General features: G+C 43.5%; 14 protein-coding genes. 6 read left to right on the plus strand and 8 right to left on the minus strand.

The window, feature by feature from the left end:
- The first annotated feature begins 36 nt into the window (after positions 1-36).
- Entirely contained in the window at positions 37-5034 is a 4998-nt protein-coding gene (locus GKS34_RS07235; protein ID WP_163384130.1) for a hypothetical protein, read from the plus strand.
- Positions 5035-5076: 42 nt separating this feature from the next.
- Here GKS34_RS07235 and GKS34_RS07240 read toward each other — a convergent pair whose 3' ends face one another.
- From GKS34_RS07240 to GKS34_RS23590, 3 genes are all read right to left on the minus strand, one after another.
- Positions 5077-5310, minus strand: coding sequence for a hypothetical protein (locus GKS34_RS07240; protein ID WP_163384131.1), 234 nt, complete (start codon positions 5308-5310; stop codon positions 5077-5079).
- A gap of 482 nt (positions 5311-5792) precedes the next feature.
- Complete coding sequence (locus tag GKS34_RS23585; RefSeq protein ID WP_317167962.1) at positions 5793-6479, minus strand: MFS transporter; 687 nt, start codon at positions 6477-6479, stop codon at positions 5793-5795.
- Entirely contained in the window at positions 6371-6967 is a 597-nt protein-coding gene (locus tag GKS34_RS23590; RefSeq protein ID WP_317167963.1) for an MFS transporter, read from the minus strand. The genes GKS34_RS23585 and GKS34_RS23590 overlap by 109 nt, the downstream gene beginning before the upstream one ends.
- Before the next feature lie 541 nt (positions 6968-7508).
- Here GKS34_RS23590 and GKS34_RS07250 point away from each other — a divergent pair.
- From GKS34_RS07250 to GKS34_RS07260, 3 genes are all read left to right on the plus strand, one after another.
- Positions 7509-8750 carry an APC family permease gene (locus GKS34_RS07250; protein ID WP_163384132.1) on the plus strand — a complete coding sequence of 414 codons (1242 nt, stop codon included), beginning with the start codon at positions 7509-7511 and terminating at the stop codon, positions 8748-8750.
- Between the two features lie 3 nt (positions 8751-8753).
- Entirely contained in the window at positions 8754-9782 is a 1029-nt protein-coding gene (locus GKS34_RS07255) for a sodium:calcium antiporter (protein ID WP_163384133.1), read from the plus strand.
- Positions 9783-10252: 470 nt separating this feature from the next.
- A complete protein-coding gene (locus tag GKS34_RS07260) occupies positions 10253-12577 on the plus strand; it encodes a PKD domain-containing protein (protein WP_163384134.1) in 2325 nt (774 codons plus the stop codon).
- 114 nt (positions 12578-12691) lie between these two features.
- On the opposite strand, the gene GKS34_RS07265 is transcribed toward GKS34_RS07260, so the two are convergent.
- The 5 genes from GKS34_RS07265 to GKS34_RS07285 form a co-directional block, all read right to left on the minus strand.
- Positions 12692-12868, minus strand: a complete 177-nt coding sequence (locus GKS34_RS07265) for an RNA polymerase sigma factor (protein ID WP_163384135.1) — start codon at positions 12866-12868, stop codon at positions 12692-12694.
- Positions 12869-13338: 470 nt separating this feature from the next.
- The gene (locus tag GKS34_RS07270) at positions 13339-14208 is read right to left on the minus strand and encodes a CPBP family intramembrane glutamic endopeptidase (protein ID WP_163384136.1); all 870 of its coding nucleotides are present in this window, start codon (positions 14206-14208) and stop codon (positions 13339-13341) included.
- Between the two features lie 7 nt (positions 14209-14215).
- The gene (locus GKS34_RS07275; protein WP_163384137.1) at positions 14216-14797 is read right to left on the minus strand and encodes an RNA polymerase sigma factor; all 582 of its coding nucleotides are present in this window, start codon (positions 14795-14797) and stop codon (positions 14216-14218) included.
- Positions 14798-15225: 428 nt separating this feature from the next.
- Positions 15226-15858: a response regulator gene (locus GKS34_RS07280; RefSeq protein ID WP_163384138.1), complete on the minus strand. Its 633-nt coding sequence runs from the start codon at positions 15856-15858 to the stop codon at positions 15226-15228.
- Between the two features lie 73 nt (positions 15859-15931).
- Positions 15932-18925 carry a ligand-binding sensor domain-containing protein gene (locus GKS34_RS07285; protein WP_163384139.1) on the minus strand — a complete coding sequence of 998 codons (2994 nt, stop codon included), beginning with the start codon at positions 18923-18925 and terminating at the stop codon, positions 15932-15934.
- A gap of 24 nt (positions 18926-18949) precedes the next feature.
- On the opposite strand from GKS34_RS07285, the gene GKS34_RS23265 reads away from it, so the two are divergent.
- Positions 18950-19210, plus strand: coding sequence for an SDR family oxidoreductase (locus GKS34_RS23265; RefSeq protein ID WP_240459223.1), 261 nt, complete (start codon positions 18950-18952; stop codon positions 19208-19210).
- 441 nt (positions 19211-19651) lie between these two features.
- Entirely contained in the window at positions 19652-21157 is a 1506-nt protein-coding gene (locus GKS34_RS07295; RefSeq protein ID WP_163384140.1) for a hypothetical protein, read from the plus strand.
- Positions 21158-21462 lie beyond the last annotated feature (305 nt).

Here is a 21462-nt window from a genome sequence, read left to right on the forward strand (position 1 = left end):
TTGGCATTCTTCGATACAAAACCAAAATAACAAACTATGCAACCGAAACTGAAGAATGTCACCCCCATGGAATTAACCGTGAGGTTAAGCTATGGGACTATTTCAAATGCGCTAAAAATTGATCTTAAGCCTTTCAATACAGAAGTCCTGGACTTGCCAGATGGGCTTCTACAGTCAAATGAATCAAAGGTAACGGCACATATTTACAATAAATTGCCCCAATTTGAGATAGGTCTAATTAAATTTCATCCTGCTCGACCGCTGGTAATCATTGACTCAAACTGTTTACATTCCTATCGATTTCAAGAGAAAGACCTACTCTTTTATCCGGTAGACCTTTTGTCACTTTATGACATACGGAATTCTTTTACCACTACTTTTAGAAAAGATACTCCGTTCGGCATTTGGCTTTTTAATCAATTGTCTCCTCAAGTACAATCAAATTTGGGGAAAGATGGTTCTGGATTCGCCGGACCGAACAGTAGTACTAATAAGCAGCATTTTTTAGACGACCTCAATAGGCTTTTGCATGGTCCGCTACTTTTCGACCATGAGCGTTTTAGCAAGAGTAACATTCGATTACGGGAGGACACAAAATTGGCGTTGTCAAGAAAACCCGAGGGGATTAATTTGGTCTTACTTAACCGGATGCTTTTGGAAGACACCTATCCATCGGGATTTAAAAAATTCTCACCATTTCATCCCAGTAGGGAATTGAAAGTGGTAAATAACACACCAAATTTTGTTCAACTTTATCGCGATCGCCAAAACGAACATGTTACAACTATACCAGGTTTTCGTACACAAAACACGTTCTCCGAAGTCTCTCGTGTCGGAGAGACATATCGGGCAGAAACACGTAAATATGGCGAAAAGAAATTCACGGTTTCCGGAATAAACAATGAAGCGCTTTTCACCATCGAGCCTACAACTTCGCAAGATGAGTCACCCGCTTTTGATATTGCGATGCCCATCGCCCTTTCGCTGCAAGTGAGTTTTGTGAATAAGGCCAGGCGCTATGTAATTCTATATCGGAAAGGTGCACAAGGGAATGAAATACCCGTCACCGCACCACTCGCTCCTAATGAAGTCTATTCCGTCGTGAGTCTTGTTGGCGAACTCTATACGGTACGAGGCTCGTTTACCGGTGAATTACTTAGCGTTTTTCTGATCAATAGTGACATAAATTCCCCACTGGTCATAGACGCTAATTTTAAGGAGGAAAGGGGAAAAGAGTTTCCGCTACCTTCACCGGTTCCGGAAATTCCGACGCTGACTGTAATAGCATCCGACCGGGAAAAACCCAACCCCAGGGCCAAGAATTACATATTGATATCCGTAAAGGAAAATCATGCCAGAAGGCAGTTCAATACACTAAAAAACCTTCCTACTAGAACGATCAAAATCTCTGGTGTGGAGTTAATCTGGGACCTTTTAAATAATGAGTCCGGTTTAATGAATTATCAAGGGGAGCATGTTACGGATATTGAAAGCTTGGAGATATTTGCCGATCGGGTCGTTATAAGTTCACCGCTTAGGTTTCCCGGAACCGAGGTCAGAATTTTTGCCCGTGAATTGAAATTCGAAGGGGAAGGAAAGATCGACACCACCCCGATGGCGTATAAAGCACAAGCTAGTTCCCAATATAAAACAAAAGAGGGTAAACCCGCAGATAAAAATAATAACCCGACTTACAGGGCGGCCGATGGATTGCACGGGGAGTCTGGTGGAGATATTCACCTGTACGTTAAACATATTAAACTTCCCGACGAAAAAAAACGTCTGATAACGCGTGGAACGCAAGGCCAACAAGCAGAGGCAGGGGGGCTACAGGCCTATAGGCAGGGTAGTCCCGATCAACCCGCCACGGACCAGGCGAAAAATTTAACTACCACGGTCACATCTCCTCTAATCCTTGAGCATTTTAAAAAGATACAATATTATGATGTGCAAAAAAATTATAGATGGCCAGGTGAGGTCAGGCACCCAAATGAAATTCAAGAAAAAGGAAAACAACTCTTTCCTGACGAAGGAGGGAATATTACATATTTAAAGCTGGTCACATTCATTGAGAAGCCTTTTTTGTGGAACGAACAGGTGCTATGGCTCCCTGATGGGGAGACCCATAACCGTTTGGGCCCTCATTCTCCTATTGGAAAAGAATTGGAGACCGTTGAAAAAGGCCCGTCAACCCCCAGACGACCAGGGGATGGAGAGGACGCATATCCAGGTGGTCAGCCTGGCGATGGTGGACAAGGAGGAAAAATCCATTCCACCTTTGATCCTGAACGGCTACTTGATATTAGCGATTGTGCTGGAGGCGAAGCCGGTTTACCGACCCAGCCAGTCAAGGGAGGAACCAAAGGATCCCCTGTGCCCGCCTATTCCGTAGAGATGGTCATCGTGAATTACGATGACGCAATAGCTGCAGATAGGAAACCGTACCTAAGGCTAACCAATGTCACTGCGAAGGATGGAAAGGATGCGCCGGAAAAGTTAGCCGCTCCAGGATTAGCAGGCGAAATCGTGACGCGAGAAAATACATACGGCTGGATGCACCCCAACACCTTTGACGCGGTGCTTGCCTGTGCCAAAGATGCCTATCGCAATGGGCATAGGGAATTTGCAGCAGCCTTACTTGATCCCTATTATGCCGAACTGAAGCACGTATCTTCCCAATTGGATAAGCAACATCCAGAACGCTTGACCTCTAAAGAAAAAATACGGATAGCGGAGCTGGCCAACAGGCTTCCCGTACTTGAGGGATTAAGGATTCGGCTTCTGAACAATCTGGATTATTATGGTAATCCTCCCGGTTGGTTGCCGCGCTTAAAAGTCTTGAGTAATTTCGAAATTTTCCAATCGGTGCGTAAAATATCTTCAAAGCTGTTGTATTATTCGCTTAATATGAATGATAAGTATGAAACGCTTGAAAATAGAGGTGAACTGGCCCTTCAAACCCAAAAAGTGCTGGAAGAGGAGATTAAAATTTCCGAAGGGCGTTTAAAGGATGCTTTTACCGAGCTTGCCATTGCCATTCAGGACTTAGAAAAAGTCTCGGAATTCGTGAAAGAAAAAAGCACGGAAATAGAATATCTCAAAAACTGGGCCTTGCAAGATGCACAGCAACGCGTTCAAGAACAGCGGATTTTTAGAGGTGTAATGAAACTTATAGGGGGCTTGATGAGCGCTATTCCCGTTGGGCAGCCTTATCTGGGTCTCGCCGGAGGCATAACTTCCCAAATAGGCGATTTTAGTTGGACCAAACCGAATGAAATTCCTGACCAAATTATAGGTACTATAAACGGAATTAGCGCAACGACCTCATCCTTTTTAAAGGACAATAAAGACTTAATTATCGCTGATCGCGTAAAGGGACTTCAGAAAGACTTAAAGACTCAGGAAGGGGACAAGGAAACCTTGGAAGAACGTATTCAAAAGGCGAAGGGCAGCATAACGATCAAGGAGGAGGAAATCCAAAAAATAAAGGACACTTGGAAGGCCAGCAATAAAGAGGAGATTGACGAAAATAAAAAAAACCTCGAAGAACTTAAAGAGTACCTCAGTAAGGAAAAGGATTTCTTTATGTTGTCCGACGCGGAAAAAGCGAAACAGGCGGCAGACCTACAACGCCTAAAGGACTGGTCTGAGCAGGGCGACATCAAAGCTATTGTTGCCTATCAAAATGGGCTAGCGAAAACTATCGAAGTCCTCGAAAAAAATGCGAACGAAGAAAAGACAGGTGAGCTGCAGAAGAAGTTCGATGCGCTTAAAAAGCACAGAACAACCGTGGAAAGTCTAGATAAAAGCGTAAAAGCTGTGACCGCCAAACAGGAGGCAACTGAGCAGGAAAAGCAACGCAAGGAAACAGAAATGGGAAAAACCGTCGATCGCTTGCAAAGAATCGCCGAGGGCATACCCAAAATTACCCAGGCAGTGGCCGGTTTAATGACGCCAACCACGGTCGGTGACCCTGAAGTCGTTGACTTGGCTAAGTCCATATTGACCTCGGAAAAAAAGGAGGATTACGAAAAACTGATTCATGAATTTCAGTTAGAATCAGCGAAGCAAAAGGCTGCATTGACCCGGCTGGAGTCGGTTCAACATACTATCAGTACGAACGTTGCCGGCATTACAGAGTCGCTTACGCAACTCAACGGCCTTAGCCAAACCAGGCAGTCAATGGATGCAAGCCTGGATGTTCGGGTCAAGCGTTACCTGAAAGACATGCAGGAGCGAGCCCGTGATGGCCTGCGGTGGGCCATTTATAATTTCGTAATGGCCTACCGTTATGAAAAACTGTCTGACGTAAATGACACGCTGTATAACCTCGACACCATGGTTACGGCCTTACGCAAAGTAAAGGGAGATGACAAAAATATATGGGAACTCGATTATGAAAAATTCCATGAAGTTGAAAATGTCGTAATGAACAATGAGTTTCTGAAACTATTTCAACAATGCATCAACGAGCTTCAGCACAAAGGAAAGGCGAAAAAAAACAGTCTTGTGTTCCGCTTTAACGAGACTCAATGTGAATCACTGCGTCGAAACGGAACTATCACCTTCAATTTGGTACGTGATTTTGATGTTTTTAGCTGGAAATATCGGGAAGCACGAATTATGGACCTGGACGTAACCGACAAAAACATCGATCTTGATCTTCCGAAAGGTTCTAATGGTCTTATAATTCATTTTAAACACTCGGGATCATCTGTTATCCTCAAAGATGAGCAGTACTATTGGTTTGATTCAGGTACCGATGAACCTATCTCTTGGGGTTTCACCTATAACCCTTCTGAAGACAATAAGGTTACCAAAGATGAAAAAGGTGATGATTCTGAACTGCTTAATAATTTTCTAAAGGCCGCCGGAGGAACAACAAAAATAGACTACCTGGAATACTATCCTTCACTTTTCGGTGATATCACAATCAGTATAAATTCGAGTGACAAGCAATGGCAGCCAGAGCGTATCACTAAAATTAATAACTTATCTTTTACTGTCACCTATTTGTCTACAGGCGTTAAATGATCGAATATGGCGAAGTGTGGCAAGCAATCAGAAATCTTCTTGCTACCAATGGATTTGATGGCGCAACCCCAATAGAATTCTCGCCTGCCCAAATGAATTGGTTCGGTGGTGATTGAGGCGGTAGACCCTCAGTATCCGTTTGCGGTTCCACTTATGGCCTTGCATGCGGATGCGGTTATGGAGCCAGTCGAAGCCCCTGTTGGGCTTGGACTGGGCCAGTTCCGTAAGCTTGTCGATCACTTCGGTATCGTCGAGCCGCCTACTGTAGTAGCACATCGAACGGCAGAGGCATACGATCTTGCAGACCCTTGCTATGCCCAGACCCTGCTCTTTTACGACCCCATCCGCCAGTTCCCTGCGCCCGCAAGGCCTCAGAGCTTTTTTTCGATGATATCCTTAAGGATCCTGTGGTCAAGGCTCAGATCGGCATACATCTGTTTTAAACGGCGGTTCTCCTCTTGGAGCGACTTGAGTTCCTTGAGTTGTTAATCAGAGAGTCCCTGGTTCGAGCCCAAGAGAGGAGCCAAAACCTGCCAATGGCAGGTTTTTTTTGTATGATTTATGGATCAGTATTATGTATATACCCTTTATTCTGAAACCATCGACTAGCATTACGTTGTTCAAACGGAATACTGGGGTATGAGAATTAGATTCCTCAATGATCCTGAAAAGATCGACATCTTGACGCAATGCGGTATTCCATGCATGGGTGGTGAAAATTTCTATAGCTTTTCCCTAACCACCATCAGAAAGCTTATTTATTGGCGGGCGTTTTTAGTCAAAATTCTTTTATTCAGGTCCCTATTCATGTAAATTTTTATGGCTAAAATGATAATCAAAAACCAAATTAAAGAAGAAAATCCGATATAGGAAGCAAGTTTTCCAAAGACAAATGGCATTATTGTAATGCCAATGTAGGCGGAAGCCATTTGCAAACCCATAATGGATTCCGAATTTGTTTCTCCAAAATTGTACGGCGTATTGTGCAATAGGCTGGGAAATATAGGCGCACAACCAAAACCTATTAGAAAAAAGCCCGGTAAGATGGTGGCCTGGAATGGCAAAGTTAGTGTCAATATCCCTATTAAGATTAATCCCTGGCCTAATTTAACCAAAGTTTGATTGTCCATCTTTAATGAAACGAAACCAGAAATGAACCTCCCAATTGTAATTCCTGCATAGTATATAGCCACAAATTTAGCGGCGTCTTCAGCCTTAAAATCCCTTACCAAAACAAGGTAACTTGCACCCCATAGACCAAAGGTTGCTTCAATCGTGCAATAGCAAAAGAAAACTGTCAAAGCTGATTTGATTCCCGGTATCGAAAGTAGTTGTATTAAAGATAACTTAGATTTTGAATCGTCGTAGTCATTTTGATTTTTCTGTTTTCTGACCCATAATGGAAGTGACAATAGCAATATAAGGACCAGGCCCATTTGAACCATCCTACCATACTATATCCTTGTGTCCATGCTTGCCCCATGGCTAAATACCGTGCCATTAGGATTGGGCCAATAGCCGCCCCGACTCCCCAAAAACAGTGCAACCAGTTCATGTGAATCGCCCTAAAATGGAGTGCCACATAATTATTCAATGCTACGTCCACACATCCGGCCCCCAAACCTAGAGGAATGGCTAGAAAGCAGATGAAAATAAAATTTTCCGAATGTGCAAAGCCCAAAAGGGCAAGTGCGGTCAGAAAAACACTAATGGTTGTTATAGTTGCGACACCGAAACGCTGTATTAACCTGGCACTAAATAAACTGGATATAACCGTCCCCGAAGCGACTATCATGGATATAATACCAGCAAAATGTATAGGTACGTTTAAGGTTTTGAACATTGAAGGCCAGGCCGCACCAAGCAGGGAGTCTGGTAACCCGAGGCTTATGAATGCCATATAAATTACTATCAATAACAGCCTTTTCTTCATAGTATTGACTTCTGCTTTTTTGATCTACATGAATTTTGCAAATTCTTGCCAACTACTGGTTAACCGGAACCCTTGCTGTTATTTCAATTATGACCTAATAAGGAATCCCGGCTGAATATAGGGAATTACCGAAATCTTTAGCTAATTTTTAATTTAAATTGGCCGGAAAGCTGCCAGGGATAAGGTTAAATCGAGATGACTTATTACAGTTCCATTTAACTTTAGGAAGGGGCAAAAAAAATAAAAAATTCACCGAAAGTCAGACTCCGGGGATTTGTGAAATTTCAATTGTGGTCCAAGAATCGGATACCTTCCAGCGGCTTCAATTGCTCTCTGGCCAAAAAGTGATCCGCAATAAGGTCAATCAAGATTTTTTAATCGTAAACTCATCTTTTTTATATCTTCAAACTTTTCCCTAAGGATTTAAACCTAATGCATTAAGCGGGCTCAGGCCTTGCCCTGTGTATCAAATGCATAATCACATTTTTTCCGCTCTACAACTTTGGTATTTTATTTGAGGCTACTCACCATACCACTTAAAATGTCAAATTCCAAAGCTAAAAATACCGGAACGCTCAAGAAAACACTCAATTTACCCCTACTGATTTTTTATGGGGTAGGGACGATTCTTGGTTTAGGTATCTATGTGCTTCTGGGGAAGGTAGGTGGGGAAGCCGGAATGCTGGCTCCCTTTGCCTTTTTATTTGCAGCAGTACTGGCCGGTTTCACAGGCTTGTCTTACGGGGAATTGTCTTCCCGTATTCCTAAAAGTGCCGGAGAGGTCAATTATATAGATGAAGCCTTTGGAAAAAAACACCTCTCCATGGCCATGGGTTGGTTGATTGTTTTGTCGGCCATAGTTTCTACAGCTACTGTGGTGAATGGCTATGTGGGTTATGTGCATGTATTTGTAGACATCCCTGATTGGCTGGTCATTGTCAGCATTACCCTCCTGCTGGGTGCTGTGGGTGCAAAGGGAATTTCAGAATCCGCAATTTTGATTACCGTGATTACCATTATCGAGATATCCGGTCTTTTCCTGGTAATTTTTATTGCCGGTGATAACCTGGCTTCCTTTTCCGCCCGCTGGAATGAATTTATTCCAGGAGCAAACAGTGCAGATTGGGAAAAGATCCTATTGGGTGCCTTTCTGGCTTTTTTTACCTTTATTGGCTTTCAGGATATGGTAAATGTGGCTGAAGAAACCAAAAACCCAGAGAAGCACATGCCCATTGCGATCATGGTTTCACTTGTTATTTTAACAGTGCTCTATATACTGGTCGCTGTAATAGCAGGTCTTGGATTATCCCCTGAGGAATTGAATCAAAGTGAGGCTCCTTTGGCTGATATCCTGGCCAAAGAAGGCGAAAATTATCCCAAAATCATCAGTGCCATTGGATTAATTGCCATCGTCAACGGTGTACTGGTACAAATTGTGATGAGTGCCCGCGTCATGTACGGCATGGCTGAGAAAAAAATGGCTCCTGAAATTTTTGGCAAAGTCAATTCCAAAACCAGTACACCCATTTGGTCAACTGTTTTTGCCACGTTATTTATCCTGATCCTCGCCCTGTCTTTTGATCTTAAAAATCTAGCAATTGCTACCAACTACATTTTGATCCTGGTTTTTATTTTGATCAACCTGGCCCTGATAGCCATCAAAAGAAAAGTACCCCATCCGGAAGGAATCAAAACCTTCCCAATGGCTATTCCCGTTTTGGGTGCTATTTTCAGTTTTGGAATATTGATTTTTCAAGCCTGGTCATCGATTTCAAGTGCCTGAAATTTGGAAAGTCTTTTATTATATATAGGAATCGTAATAGTTGCTTCCGCTGTGGTATGGAAGGCCAGCGGACTTTTGGAAAAATCGGCCCAGTCATTATCCAAATACTACCAATTACCGCCCCTGGTTCAGGGTACCATCATCACTGCGGTGGGTTCCAGTTTTCCAGAGCTTTCCACCACGGTAGTTGCCACCCTTATCCACGGAGAATTTGATCTGGGTGTTGCTGCCATAGTTGGCTCCGCTATTTTCAATATTCTGTTTATACCCGGCCTGTCAGGTGCTTTGGCAGGCAAAATTTCAATTGATAGCATTTTGGTCTATAAGGATGCGCAGTTTTATATCACCTCCGTAGCCGTTCTATTATTGACGTTTTCTATCGCCGTAATTTACTATCCGGTAGCATCAAATCAAATTGAAGGAGAAATCACCCGGGGTATAGCACTTATCCCAATAGCTTTGTATTTTTTATACCTGTTTTTACAGCAACAAGACACCAAAGAATTTCAAAAGGAAATAAAGGAAAACTCCCGAAAACCAGTTGAAGAAAAAGGTATACGGAAAGAATGGATGAAATTGCTGGTCAGTTTGGTATTGATTGTTGCGGGGGTAGAAGGATTGCTGCGATCGGCTATTTTTTTCGGCGACTATTTTCAGACACCCAATTTTTTCTGGGGAGTGACAGTTGTGGCTGCTGCTACCAGCATACCAGATGCTTTTCTAAGTGTTAGGGTGGCCAAGGCCGAAAAGGGTAATGTGAGTATTGGGAATGTACTGGGTAGTAATATTTTTGATTTACTGATTGCCATTCCGGCAGGCATTCTTATTGCGGGATCTTCGGTTGTGAATTTTTCGGTAGCTGTCCCTATGATGCTTTTTCTCACTCTGGGTACCATCGTGCTGTTTGCTTTTTTACGGACGGGCCTCTATCTCAAAAAATGGGAAAGCTGGATGTTGTTGCTGCTTTATGCCTTCTTTATCCTCTGGATGGCTCTGGAAAACTTCAATGTGATCAACTGGGTGCCGGATTGAGCCTTGTTCCCGGATTACTTTTAAACCTGAAACGGGCATTTGCAAGTCCCGAAGCCTTTAATTCCCTCCTGCTGGCCGTAAATAACAAAACCCATCGGGAAAATATACCTATCCGGTTTCAGTGCAGGATATGGAGCCGTTCGTACCATACTGAAAACCAGGAATTATTAGCTCATTGACGGTGTCTTGTTGTTGGATGGACTCCACGCCAGTTATGTTCCCGCCCAAACCCCCATGGCAAGGGGAGGGCAAATAGACGATAAGGACCTTGCTGCCTTTAAAAAGCTGGCAGCGAAGCCAGGAGAACAGTTCGTTTTCAGCCGGAGGGAAGCAGGATGCTTAACTACCAAATCAAGAAAAAGGCATTTTTATCATCAAAAATAAAATCTATACCCTACATGCAACTCGCACTTTAATTTTCCCATCCTATTGGCGATATACATAATTCATTTACTTATAAAACGCAAACAATGAAATCGTCAGCAATTCACATAGCATTTCTGCTAATCGCTCTATTCGCTATTGCAGGTTGCGAAGAGGAAGACTTTAACCCCACCAATCCACTAAATGCTGAGGCAGGTGAGCCGGCATCCGGTTTTGTGGGGCACTCGACTTTACTTGACGGCAGCCAATCAACCAATACTGCCGGAAAGCCTTTCACTTATAACTGGGAAGTAAGTTCCAAACCTACAGGTTCTGAAATCAGCATTGAAGACCCAGATGAAGTTTTGGCCAGGTTTTATGGGAGTATTCCCGGAGAGTACCAGGTCAAACTCACCATTTCTTATTTGAATTGGCAGGATACAGATCATGTGACCGTAACCTTGAGCGATGATCCTGAACCAAGCCTTTTGGCAGTGGCAGGTGAAGACAGGATACAGGAAATCGCTGAAGCCCTGGCCCTTAACGGATCTGCTTCTATTTTGGGAGGAGAGGGTTTTCAAATCCTTTGGGAAAACGTATCCAAGCCCGAAAACAGCACAGTCACTATACAAAACCCTACTTACCTTGAAACTACTTTTAGTCCAAATATAGCAGGTGAATATGCCTTTAAGCTTACCCTGACATCTGGGGAGCTAAAATCCCAGGATATGGTGAAAATTACCGTTCTAGAGAGCACCTCCAACCAAGGGCCGATCATTATCAATGCTGATATCATTGAGGACCGTACCCTGACCAATGTATTTGTTTCTGATCCTGACAAATTGGATTATTTGGTCACTAATGATGTGGCAGTAAGGGGAGGAACATTGACCATCGAGCCCGGGGTACGAATTGGTTTTGAAGAGGGGACCGGATTGGTGATCGCAGAAAATGCATCCCTAAAGGCCTATACCATGCTGACGGAGACTTTACCGATTATTTTTCAGGGTAAAGAAGCCCAAAAAGGATATTGGGATGGGATCAACATCCTTTCTCAAAATCCAGCTGAATATCTGGCGGGTCTGGAAGTGAGGGATGCAGGAAAGCTGGGATACGGCATGCAAGTAGGTCCCGGAGCAAAATTATTCCTTTCAAACTCCACCATTCACCTTAATGATGGAATAGGCCTTGTTTTCCAAATCAGCTCACAGATAGCGGAATTCAAGAATAACAGGATCAAAGAAAACACCAGCGCTCCACTGCAGATCCCTGCTGGATTGATGCCCCAGGTATCTGTTGACAATCAGTTTCAGGATGGAGCCATACAGATCATAGAAGGCAAAATCCTAAGCGGAGTAGACAATTATTGGCCAACCTTTCAGGTGGAATATGACGTGCTGGATGAATTGGTCATTTACAACGGTTCCACTTTGGTGCTTTCAAATGGCGCTCACCTCAATATGGGCAATGATCAGGGGATCCGGGTGATTTCAGGTGGAAAACTCCGGATCCTGGGAAATGAGTTTGCTCCAGTAATCATCGAAGGAAAAACCAAAGCCAAAGGTGCCTGGAGAGGAATCTACATCAATGACTCGCAGGGGGCGGTAAGCAGTATCCTGTTTGCTACGATTAGCCATGCAGGCGGAAATTCCTATGCAGGTCAGGATCCGGCAACCATCAAACTGGGCAATGGGGCAGGACTAAAAATGTTCAAAACCACCCTTGATGAAGGCAAAGGCCATGGATTGGAGGCTTCCGCTACCAGTCTTAATTTGGAGTTAAGTCAAAACACTATAAAGAACCACCTGAAAAACCCACTTTCTGTTTCTGCCCAGGTTGTAGAACACCTGGATTATTTCAATCGGATGGAAAACAATGGGGAAAATGAAGTACTTGTAGACGGCTTTCACGCCCTGGCGAAAGATGGAGGAGAAATTGTCTGGAAAGGATTTGAGCAGCGCATCCCATATGTAATCAAGGGATTGAGCAAAGACCTGGTCGTCCAATCAGGAATGCGACTCAAAGAGGGAGTAATTATCAAAATGCAGCCAAACTCACGCATTGACGTACAGGATGCAAACGGAAGACTGGGCTATCTAAGAATGGAAGGAATTGAAGGAAATCCAGTGATCATCCGCGGTGTTGGTGAGGAGGCTGGTTCATGGTACGGTATTACTTATTCAACTAACCACGCACAAAATCACATCCAACATGCTGAAATCTTGCATGCTGGAAGACCGATGGCTAATAATTTCTCTGCTGCGATCACCGTGGACAATGTCCCACAAGGATCCTTGCTGATACAAAACTCAAGAATCGCTTACTCAGGGCAACACGGAATTGCAATAGCTAAGCAGTTTTCAGACTTTTTGCGCACTTCCGATTTAACTTTCGAAGGAATACCAGGCAGTGATATTTCTGCCTGGGAGTAATTTCTTGGTTTTTTAAATTTAAGAATCCCCTGCCGGTATTTGGCGGGGGATTTTTTTCATGGCACCTAAAATCCCAAATTCTCCTACAAAACCACAGAGCGGATTTAAGGAATCTCAATTATTCCTAGGATCAATTTGTAAGAGCCGCTGCAGATGGATACTCGCACGGCTCAGCTGTGATTTGGAAGTGTTTTGAGAAATAGAGAGTTCCTTACCAATTTCCTCATGACTCAAACCTTCAAAAACAAAAAGCTCAAAAACTTTTCGATACCCGGCCGGTAACAGCTCCATGAGGCGAACAAAATCAGTCGAGGCGAGTCAAGCCTCCACTTTCTCTAAATTATCCCCCATAGCCCAAAATGGTCATACAAACTCATTTCTTCCTGGCTTTTTCCCATAGAAAGGGATCGCATTTAGGCGTTTGACAGCAGAAAAAAACAGCCGGGTGTAAACGGAGCACAAAGAAGGACAACTTTCTCAGGCGTTACTTTCATAATGGTTTTCAATAGCAATTGTCCAAAATCATAGTGGTCCATTTTCCCTGTCGTCCGGGAGTTATTGTTATTTTCATTTGTCGTATTTTATCGGTCTACAATTTTTTTACTGACTAAGCCACAAAAACTTGGTTAAACGATCATTACTGCTTCTTAACAACGAACAAAAAAATGCACGGTATACGTTGAAAACAATTACGTATTGTAGCCCAGGGCAATCGTCTACAGGGGAATGGATCTTTCCAGGGAAGGTATCCTGCAAATGCATTAGGTATAATCAGTTGTAGAGACACGTCTACCCTGACCTTTCTTACCTAAAACAAGTATAGCGACGCCAGCTGCCAGCAGTGTAGCAGTCAAGGCCAAGCCAAGCCCAAATTCCCCGGTCCAATAGACAGAAGATTCGGTAGGTAAATGAAGCCTTTCAAAAAAGGTTTGAATCACACCATTGTGGGTCGCATGAAAAATGGCTGCAGGCCAAATACTGGATGATCCGACTCGTAACCATGTAAGCATTAGCGACCCACTGAGCACCAACAAAAAAAAGCAGACCAGCCGAAAGGCCAATGAGGTACTGGATTCCCCGTATTCTCCCGATAGGATTCCGGGCAAGTGCCAAAACGACCATAATAATCCAGAAAAAAAAGCAGTTTTGAAAAAACCCATCCATTTTAACATTTCAGGTACCATAAAGCCTCTCCAACCAATTTCTTCCCCGAGTGCAAAAACAGATGCGGGCACCAAATTAACAATGGTTATGAAAAAAAAAGCCAACACTATTAGCTTCCAGGTACTCTGCATCTCTATTCCCATGGTCAATTGGGCACGCTCCAGAAAGGTGGGGTTGGGAAACGAGATACTACCTACTGCCCAAAGTAGTCCATAGGCAAACAACGCATAAATCACAGGAAGGCACCAGGCAATCCCAATCCATTTGAATTCAACTTTCCAGCCAATCTCTTTTAATGGCCGGTTCCCAAGCACACTCATGATAAAAGCTGCGAGTGCCGGTGTCCACATCAATAGAATTGAGAATAAGCTTACGGACGGAAACTGAATTTTGGAAAAAAATAAAATCAGTGTCAAGAAAGTGGTGATCAAAACGAAACCGACCACTCGGTTTTTTGGACTTTCCATAAGCGTATTAGTTCGGAAATGAATAAAGATGAAGCATTCGTTGTATTTGAGTTCTGGCACGGCAAAGCTGGGATTTCGAGGTCCCTTCAGAAATATGGAGCCTTTTGCCGATTTCTTCGTGACTTAGTCCCTCCAAAACAAAAAGTTCAAAAACTTTCCGATAGCCGTCTGGCAATCGCTCCATCGTTTTGACCAAATCCTCCCAGTGAAGCGAGGAATCAGGGTTGTCTTGGTTTGCCGATACATGAATTTTCTCCAAATCAGTATTTCTTCGCAAATGGGATTCCTTTTCCAGATGCATGAGGCACTCATTGATCACGATACGCCGAATCCAGCCTTCAAAGCTTCCGTTCTGTCTAAACTGGCTAATCCGGTCAAATACCTTTAGGAAAGCAGCGAGCACTACATCCTCTGCGGCGGCCAAGTCCTTTATATATCGCATCGCTATCACCATCATTTTCGGATAAAGTCGGTCAAATAACTCCCGCTGTGTACGCGGGTTCTGGGCCAAACAGCCAATAAACAATTTCTCAATCGGAACTTGGCAAGAAGCGGGCCGAGGGGCTTGGTTAATCGATTTGGTTTTCATAACAGCCATTTGATTACTATTGAACCGTTGGATTCATTTGCTGAAAAGCAACATTGCTTGATGACTCGCCACGAGACTTTTTTGGCAAAAGAGGTGGCCGGCCCATCGTGTGACGTAGTGTTTTTTTTACCTGCGTTTCTCGGGAAAAACCCGTGTGCGATGATGTGTTTGTCTGCTCAGTCCCGGGACAAATTGTAAGGGACCAAAGCAGAAGCGTGATTTTCCAAAAATTATTCATAGTCCTGATTATCAATAAGTACATGACAAAATTGATTCAAAATTCAACACCAATAAATCACATAAATGGGTGGAAAGTGGGGTTTAAAAACGCTAAAAAATCAAAAAGATGTGAGTTTTATTTGGACAAAAAAAACCTCCAGGTTTGCGACAAACGTGGAGGGAAGGCAGGAGCATACGTTGCCAGTTACCTAGACAATGTTATCCCGAAATGCCTTGGCGACGGCCTCACTTTTGGAATTGACGTGTAGCTTTTCGTAGATTTTTTTGATGTGGGAGCGAACGGTGTCCATGGCGATAAACATCTCAGACGCGATCATTTTATACGAATACCCTTTGACCAACCACTGGAGCACTTCCTTTTCCCGGTCAGTGAGGTTATAGTCATTTTCGACTGTCGGTTGCAGCTGGGAAAACATCTTCAAGACCTGGGCAGCTACCGAGGAAGTCATCGGTGCCCCACCCGTGGAGGCCTCTTGAATGTATTCTAAGAGTTTGGCAGGCGGGGTCTTTTTCAGAATATAGCCATTGGCGCCACTTTTCAGTGCGTCGAATATATTCTGGTTATCGTCAAATACGGTCAGCATCAGGACCTTAACCTGATCATCGGATTGACGGATTATTTTCAAACCTTCCAGTCCATTGACCCCCGGCATATCGATATCCATCAGGACCACGTCCGGCCGAAAAATCTTGATCTCATGCGCCACGTTGGAGCAGTTTTTAAAAGAGGCCAACACACTGAATCCCTCGCTCCCATCGATCAGCATGGTGAGCCCTTCGCGTAGTTGGGGATTGTCTTCGTATATCAGGAGCTTGATCATGGTGTCAGGAATTTAACGAATCAAAGTTAAAACAAAGCACAAGGCCTGTCAATCACATAAAGAAGTGGTTTTTTCATAGGTGTACCTTGAGCTCCAATACGGTTCCATTCCCGGGATTGGTCTTGATTTCTAAATTTCCTCCAAGATTAGCCGACCGTTTTTTCATGTTTCCAAGTCCGTTACCTTCATCCAAATTCTCAAGGTCAAAGCCTTTTCCATAATCCTCAATCCGCATGGTAAATAAATCTTTGTCCAGGCCAAAGGAAATGAAAACCCGCTCTGCTCCGGAGTACTTAGCGGCATTGTTGATCCCTTCTTTGAAAATTAAAAACAGATCCCTTCGTGCATCCATGCTTAATTTCATTCCCAGAATGCATTCATCTACTTCCATGGAAAATGCGATATCCTTACTCTCAAGCACTTGATTGGCAAATTCCCTCATGCGGGCGATGAGCTTTTCCATGGAGTCATTTTGGGGCTTGATGCTCCACACGATGTCATCCATGGATTCCATCATGCGCTGACTGTTCTCAGAGATTTTGGAAATGTATTCGCTGGTTTTGGCGGGATCGGTTCCCAATTTGGTTTTTGCCATGGAGCTCAGGATATTTATTGTACTGAGTGTAGACCCCATATCATCATGCAGATCTCTCGCCAATTGGCTGCGAAGTTTGACCACAGCCAAAATTCGGTTGACGTTCATTCGGTAGATCAGTACCACGATTCCCAGGAAAAGCATTCCCAATAATGCCTTGAACCACCAGGTCTGTACCAGACTGGGCTTGATTTCAAACGAATAAACAGAGGGTTCCGAAAAAACGCCAAGTTCATTGGCGGTCTTCACTTCAAACCGATAAGCTCCCGGCGGCAAAAGGGAATAGACCGCCTGAAAATCCCCTTTGGCCTTTACCCATTCCGGGTCAGCGCCCACCAGGCGGTAGTAATACGCAAAGCGATCCTGAATTGGGAAATTCAGCAAATTGAAATCAAAGGTCAGGTTGTTTTGATGGGAAGAAAAAACCCGTTGTGGGTTTTCTACCGTCCCGTCACCCACATAGACTCCGAAAAGGCTCACACCGGTAATGACGGGTCGGGGAGGAGCGAGGTTCCGCTCAAACTGCATCGGGTCAAATAATAGGAGGGAATTATTACTCACAAATGCTAATTCTCCACCTATCAATCTCGTCCCAGAATACCCATCGGTAGGAAGCTGGGATAAAAAGTGATTCTTCCCAAAGGAAGAAAATGTATTGTTCAAGGCGTCAAAACGTGTCATACCGTTTGGGGTGTTGATCCATACCAAACCAGTTTCGTCAGACTCGATGTGAGAAATGACATTGCTCACCATACCATCGGAATAGGAAAAGACCTGGTTTTTCCCCGTCAACACATTGTATTTATTGAGTAGCTCATAACCCATAAGAAAAATACTGTCATTAAGCTGATGTATTTTCCCGATTTTATTGGAGCTGAGTATCCGCTCATCCAAGTGCTGAATGATTTGTCCGTTTTCAGGGTCGAAAACATAGACACCTTCATTGAGCGTTGCCGCCCAAATTTTTTGATCGTTACTAACCAACAGTTTGGGAATAGTCCCTCCTACTTTGCGAAATAGCCTGAATCCCTCCTTCTGAATCGCTCCTCCCGAATAGTGTATAATTGCTCCGCGTTGGGTTCCAAAAAAAAGGTCACCCTTGGCATCCTGCGCTATGGTTCGGATGGTAGAGCCCTCAAACGCCTCTGGACTGAGAAAAACTGATTTTTGGGTATTTAGATCTATTATTTGAAGGTTTCCTTGCTGCAAGGCTACCCAGACCACCTCTCGTTTTCGGTCATGAAATAAATCCCAGACTTGCCTAAACGTCACCTCGGCTGGAAGGTTTTTCCGGGTCCAATCCGAATCCTGTTCCCCTTGAGGTTTAAAGATTTTGATTCCCTTTCCCCAACTACCCAACCAGACAGAGGTATCTCCGCGATGAATGATCTCTTTGACGGATTGTAGCTCATGGTTACCTTCTTGGGTATCAAATTTCCTAAAAAAAATATTCGGGGTCTCAAGGTGTAGAAAATACAGACCTTGATCGGTCCCCAACCAAATACCCTTGGACGGATCCCAAATAGCTTTACTTATGATGTCAAATAGCATATCATTCTGCACCAACCTGGTAAATCGGTGATTTTTTCGATCAAAATCTGCCAGGGTCTGAATTCCATATCGCCAAAGCTGTCCGTCGGGCAATTCCAATAAGCCGAAAGCCTCCTGATAATTATTGTTCCCAGGACGCAACTCCTGCATGTGGTCTTTCCAACGTCTGGTTTTAGGATCATAGGAAAGCAAAATTTCATCCACATCCCAATAATTTATCCAGAAGATTCCCTGCTGGTCTTCATACAGATTGATCACCTGCTTAATACCTGGACGTTGTAAAACCGGAAGATTTTCGGGGTTATAGGTGGGTGTAAACACCTCCCCATTTGCAGGGTCATAGACAGCTATTCCCTCTATGCAACTAAGCCAATACCTTCCTAGGCGATCCTCAAAAACCGATCTTGGTCTCCAGCCTTCGGGAAGCTTGATTGGAACGTTTTTATCGGTAATGTGCCCTTTTTCCAGATCAACCCTGAGGATCTTGTCCTCCTTAAAAATAACGAATACCTGCCCCTTTCTGTCCATCCAAAAGGATTCTCCCCGGACATTCACCTGTGGTTTCTCAAAAGGGAATGGTGTAAACTGCTCCAATTCGGGAATGTAGACGCCATATTGTTCCCCCACTTTGAGCCACATCTTCCCGGATCGATCCTGCTGAATTTCATAGACCGGAAGACTAGGTTGCTTGACGCCATTTATTTTTACCTCGTAGGTCATGAATTTACGTCCATCAAACCGCTGCAAACCATTAGGCGTACCTATCCAAAGAAACCGGTCGCGGTCCTGATGAATCGTCAACACCTGATTAGCGGAAAGCCCCTCGGCCAACCCAAACCGATTGATAAAAAATCGTTTGGCCTCTGCCTGAATATTCAAGCAGTTGAATAAAAGGAGAAGAATGAAAAACGATTTTTTCATACGGACAACTAAATATAAGTGTTTTTGGAAAAATATCGCGCTTACTTTTACACCAAATCACATGATTATGTGGTTAATAGGAAAGCAACGCAAAATCCGATTATAGCATCTAAAAAAATCATCAAAAATTTAGAAGCGGGTATTCCTCCAGGCCACTTCGGCAGCCTGGAAGATGTGGCCTATGCCGCCCTTTATTTGGCATCGGATCGATTCGGGGATATGACCGGAATTGAATTGAATGTGGACGGAGGGATTTTGGCTGGATCGGAAGCTCGACCCGAATAAGAATTTGAAAATAAATACTAAGTAGCTTTCTCATAACAGCCGATTGTCATATTAAGGGATAGATTTTGGGAAACATAATAGCTGTCGGTCCGAGTATCCGACGGGCGGGAGTCGGAGGCTCGATTACTCTTCGACTCTCCCGAAACTCATCTGGACAGGCTGCTCAGACTGCTCATAATCCAACTGCAAAGTCTAATTACCGTCATTTCCATTATGTAAATTCATGGAATAATTAAAATTCAGGCTGACACCGGAACACCTTTTGAGACAGCCATTTCATTTTTTCCAATTGTGGTTTCAGAGAACTAAAAGAGTTTTGATCACTCTTTTATGTGAGTTGATTTTTCAGATTTCCATGCAACCAGTCTAAGGGAAATACGATCCTTTCAAGGCCGGAAGATTCAATTTCTCTGGTCTTACTTAACCTTTATGCCTGCTACCATGAAAACTGTTTGGATTTACTTCTTACTCTCTTCCCTTTTTATCGGATGCAAAGAAGAAATTGAGCTGCCGTTCCGGATTTTTGAAATCAAAATGAACCGCCAAGTTTTTGGAAACTTTCTTCGGTTTGAGGTTTTGTCTGATCCCGATATCCCCAAATCCGACCTGACTTTTTTCATTGGAAATCTTGAAGTTTTCCCTGAGAAAACGGAATACGGAGAATGGGTTCTGCATTTAGAGGGATATCCAGCGGGCACTCATCAGCTCAAAGTAATGCAAAAGTCCAATCCTAAAAATAGTAAAATCAGCAACTTCGAGAAAGCAGGTTTTTTACTTGAACTGGCCGTAGACCCAAGCCTGATGGAAGATGGAGTAAGGCATCATTTGATAGTTTGGAATGAGGCTGGCCAAACAGTATGGGTTGAAGAACTGACCCAGGCTGGAAATTATCGGGTGGCATTAGGCAGCTATGAATCTGATCATTTTTCCATGGGAATATTTACCGAATTCGAGGATTTTTCTCAGGGATTGGGACAGGTCTTTGATCAAGTTCCTCTTGGTAATTATTTTCCCCTAAATGTGGAAAAAAAAGACTTGCCTCCTTTCGGTACTGCTACGCTAAAGTTCCAGCAGATTCCCGCTCATCAGGAATACTGGATCGGAAGTCGCGGAAGCTTTTCTCATGGACAGACTTTGTCCAGTACTTTACCACTGTTTCTGGATGTGATTCCTACACGGTTTTTTGTTCGGGTCAAACACGGGCAAAAAACATATGCAAGTTTTTTTGCAGAGGAGGCCACCTTTTCAGGGGCACAAGTGAACTTAAATCTGGGAGCAATGGATTTGATGACTCCTCACACCATCAACTTTTCCAAAGCGATTTCCGGATCTTACTCCGTATATGGATTTGAGTCTGCCATTGATCTCCAAACCCAGATTCCTTTGGAATTGGGTTCGCTAAATGATTTGCAACAGCTCGATATAGTGAATTACGGTACCCTTTACCCCAAAGTAGAATTTCAGCTCAACTTTGCCGAGGAAGGTTTTCAGAGTTTTTCCAGACATAGAGCAGCCCGATTTCCTACTTCGGTGCAAATTTTTGATGCAGATTTTTCCATCCAAAATGAAGATAAGCTAACCATCAAAGGGACTGTGGATCTGGTGTTTTCTACCTGGTCAGGAATGGATTCAAATGGAACGGATTGGCTCATTTTCCGCGTACAAGGACCTGATCAAACCCGCCTCCAGGCCCCACTAATCTCCTCCGAAAGAATCAATCTTAAGGACGTTTCCTTGAGGTCAGTAGCCTTGGAAGAGAGCGACTTGCTGGAGAATTATTCTGATTTTATCGCCGATTTTTCCCAGGGAAAAAACAAGGATTATTTCCTTAAATCCAGCAGGTTTCACTCCAAATCTAAACCCTTGACTTCCGCCAGAACCTTAAAAAATGAACAAGTCTTGGAGTCATTTTCTAAATTTTCTTACACCCATCAATTCCTTAAATGATTTGACTTTTGCGACACTAAAATCTATTGCAACAAAAGGCTCATTTAAATCTGTAATTCAAAAACCAGAGCTTATCCGTTGATTTAAACAACTATCTTTTTAACAGAAATATTCCTGGATTAACTGGGTAAAAAGTTGAATCCTCTTTAAATTCCTCCTTGGGAACTAATTTGATTCATTCCTGGAAATTAGACCGAAGCAAATCGATAAAATCTTTGGCGTATATCCAAATCGACTCGGTCCGATTGATTTTTTTCCAATTTATAAGACGAAAAAAAACCGCTTTGTAAATTAGTAACAAAGCG

Source organism: Cyclobacterium jeungdonense (assembly GCF_010994275.1).
GTDB classification, from domain to species: Bacteria; Bacteroidota; Bacteroidia; order Cytophagales; family Cyclobacteriaceae; genus Cyclobacterium; species Cyclobacterium jeungdonense.

Coding starts and splice junctions, on each gene's coding strand:
- GKS34_RS07270 (WP_163384136.1), bottom strand. CDS start 14,208: ATGGAAAGTCCAAAAAACCGAGTGGTCGGTTTCGTTTTGATCACCACT.
- GKS34_RS07250 (WP_163384132.1), top strand. CDS start 7,509: ATGTCAAATTCCAAAGCTAAAAATACCGGAACGCTCAAGAAAACACTC.
- GKS34_RS07265 (WP_163384135.1), bottom strand. CDS start 12,868: ATGGAGCTGTTACCGGCCGGGTATCGAAAAGTTTTTGAGCTTTTTGTT.
- GKS34_RS07295 (WP_163384140.1), top strand. CDS start 19,652: ATGAAAACTGTTTGGATTTACTTCTTACTCTCTTCCCTTTTTATCGGA.
- GKS34_RS23590 (WP_317167963.1), bottom strand. CDS start 6,967: ATGAAGAAAAGGCTGTTATTGATAGTAATTTATATGGCATTCATAAGC.
- GKS34_RS07260 (WP_163384134.1), top strand. CDS start 10,253: ATGAAATCGTCAGCAATTCACATAGCATTTCTGCTAATCGCTCTATTC.
- GKS34_RS07235 (WP_163384130.1), top strand. CDS start 37: ATGCAACCGAAACTGAAGAATGTCACCCCCATGGAATTAACCGTGAGG.
- GKS34_RS07275 (WP_163384137.1), bottom strand. CDS start 14,797: ATGAAAACCAAATCGATTAACCAAGCCCCTCGGCCCGCTTCTTGCCAA.
- GKS34_RS23585 (WP_317167962.1), bottom strand. CDS start 6,479: ATGGTTCAAATGGGCCTGGTCCTTATATTGCTATTGTCACTTCCATTA.
- GKS34_RS07280 (WP_163384138.1), bottom strand. CDS start 15,858: ATGATCAAGCTCCTGATATACGAAGACAATCCCCAACTACGCGAAGGG.
- GKS34_RS07240 (WP_163384131.1), bottom strand. CDS start 5,310: ATGTGCTACTACAGTAGGCGGCTCGACGATACCGAAGTGATCGACAAG.
- GKS34_RS07285 (WP_163384139.1), bottom strand. CDS start 18,925: ATGAAAAAATCGTTTTTCATTCTTCTCCTTTTATTCAACTGCTTGAAT.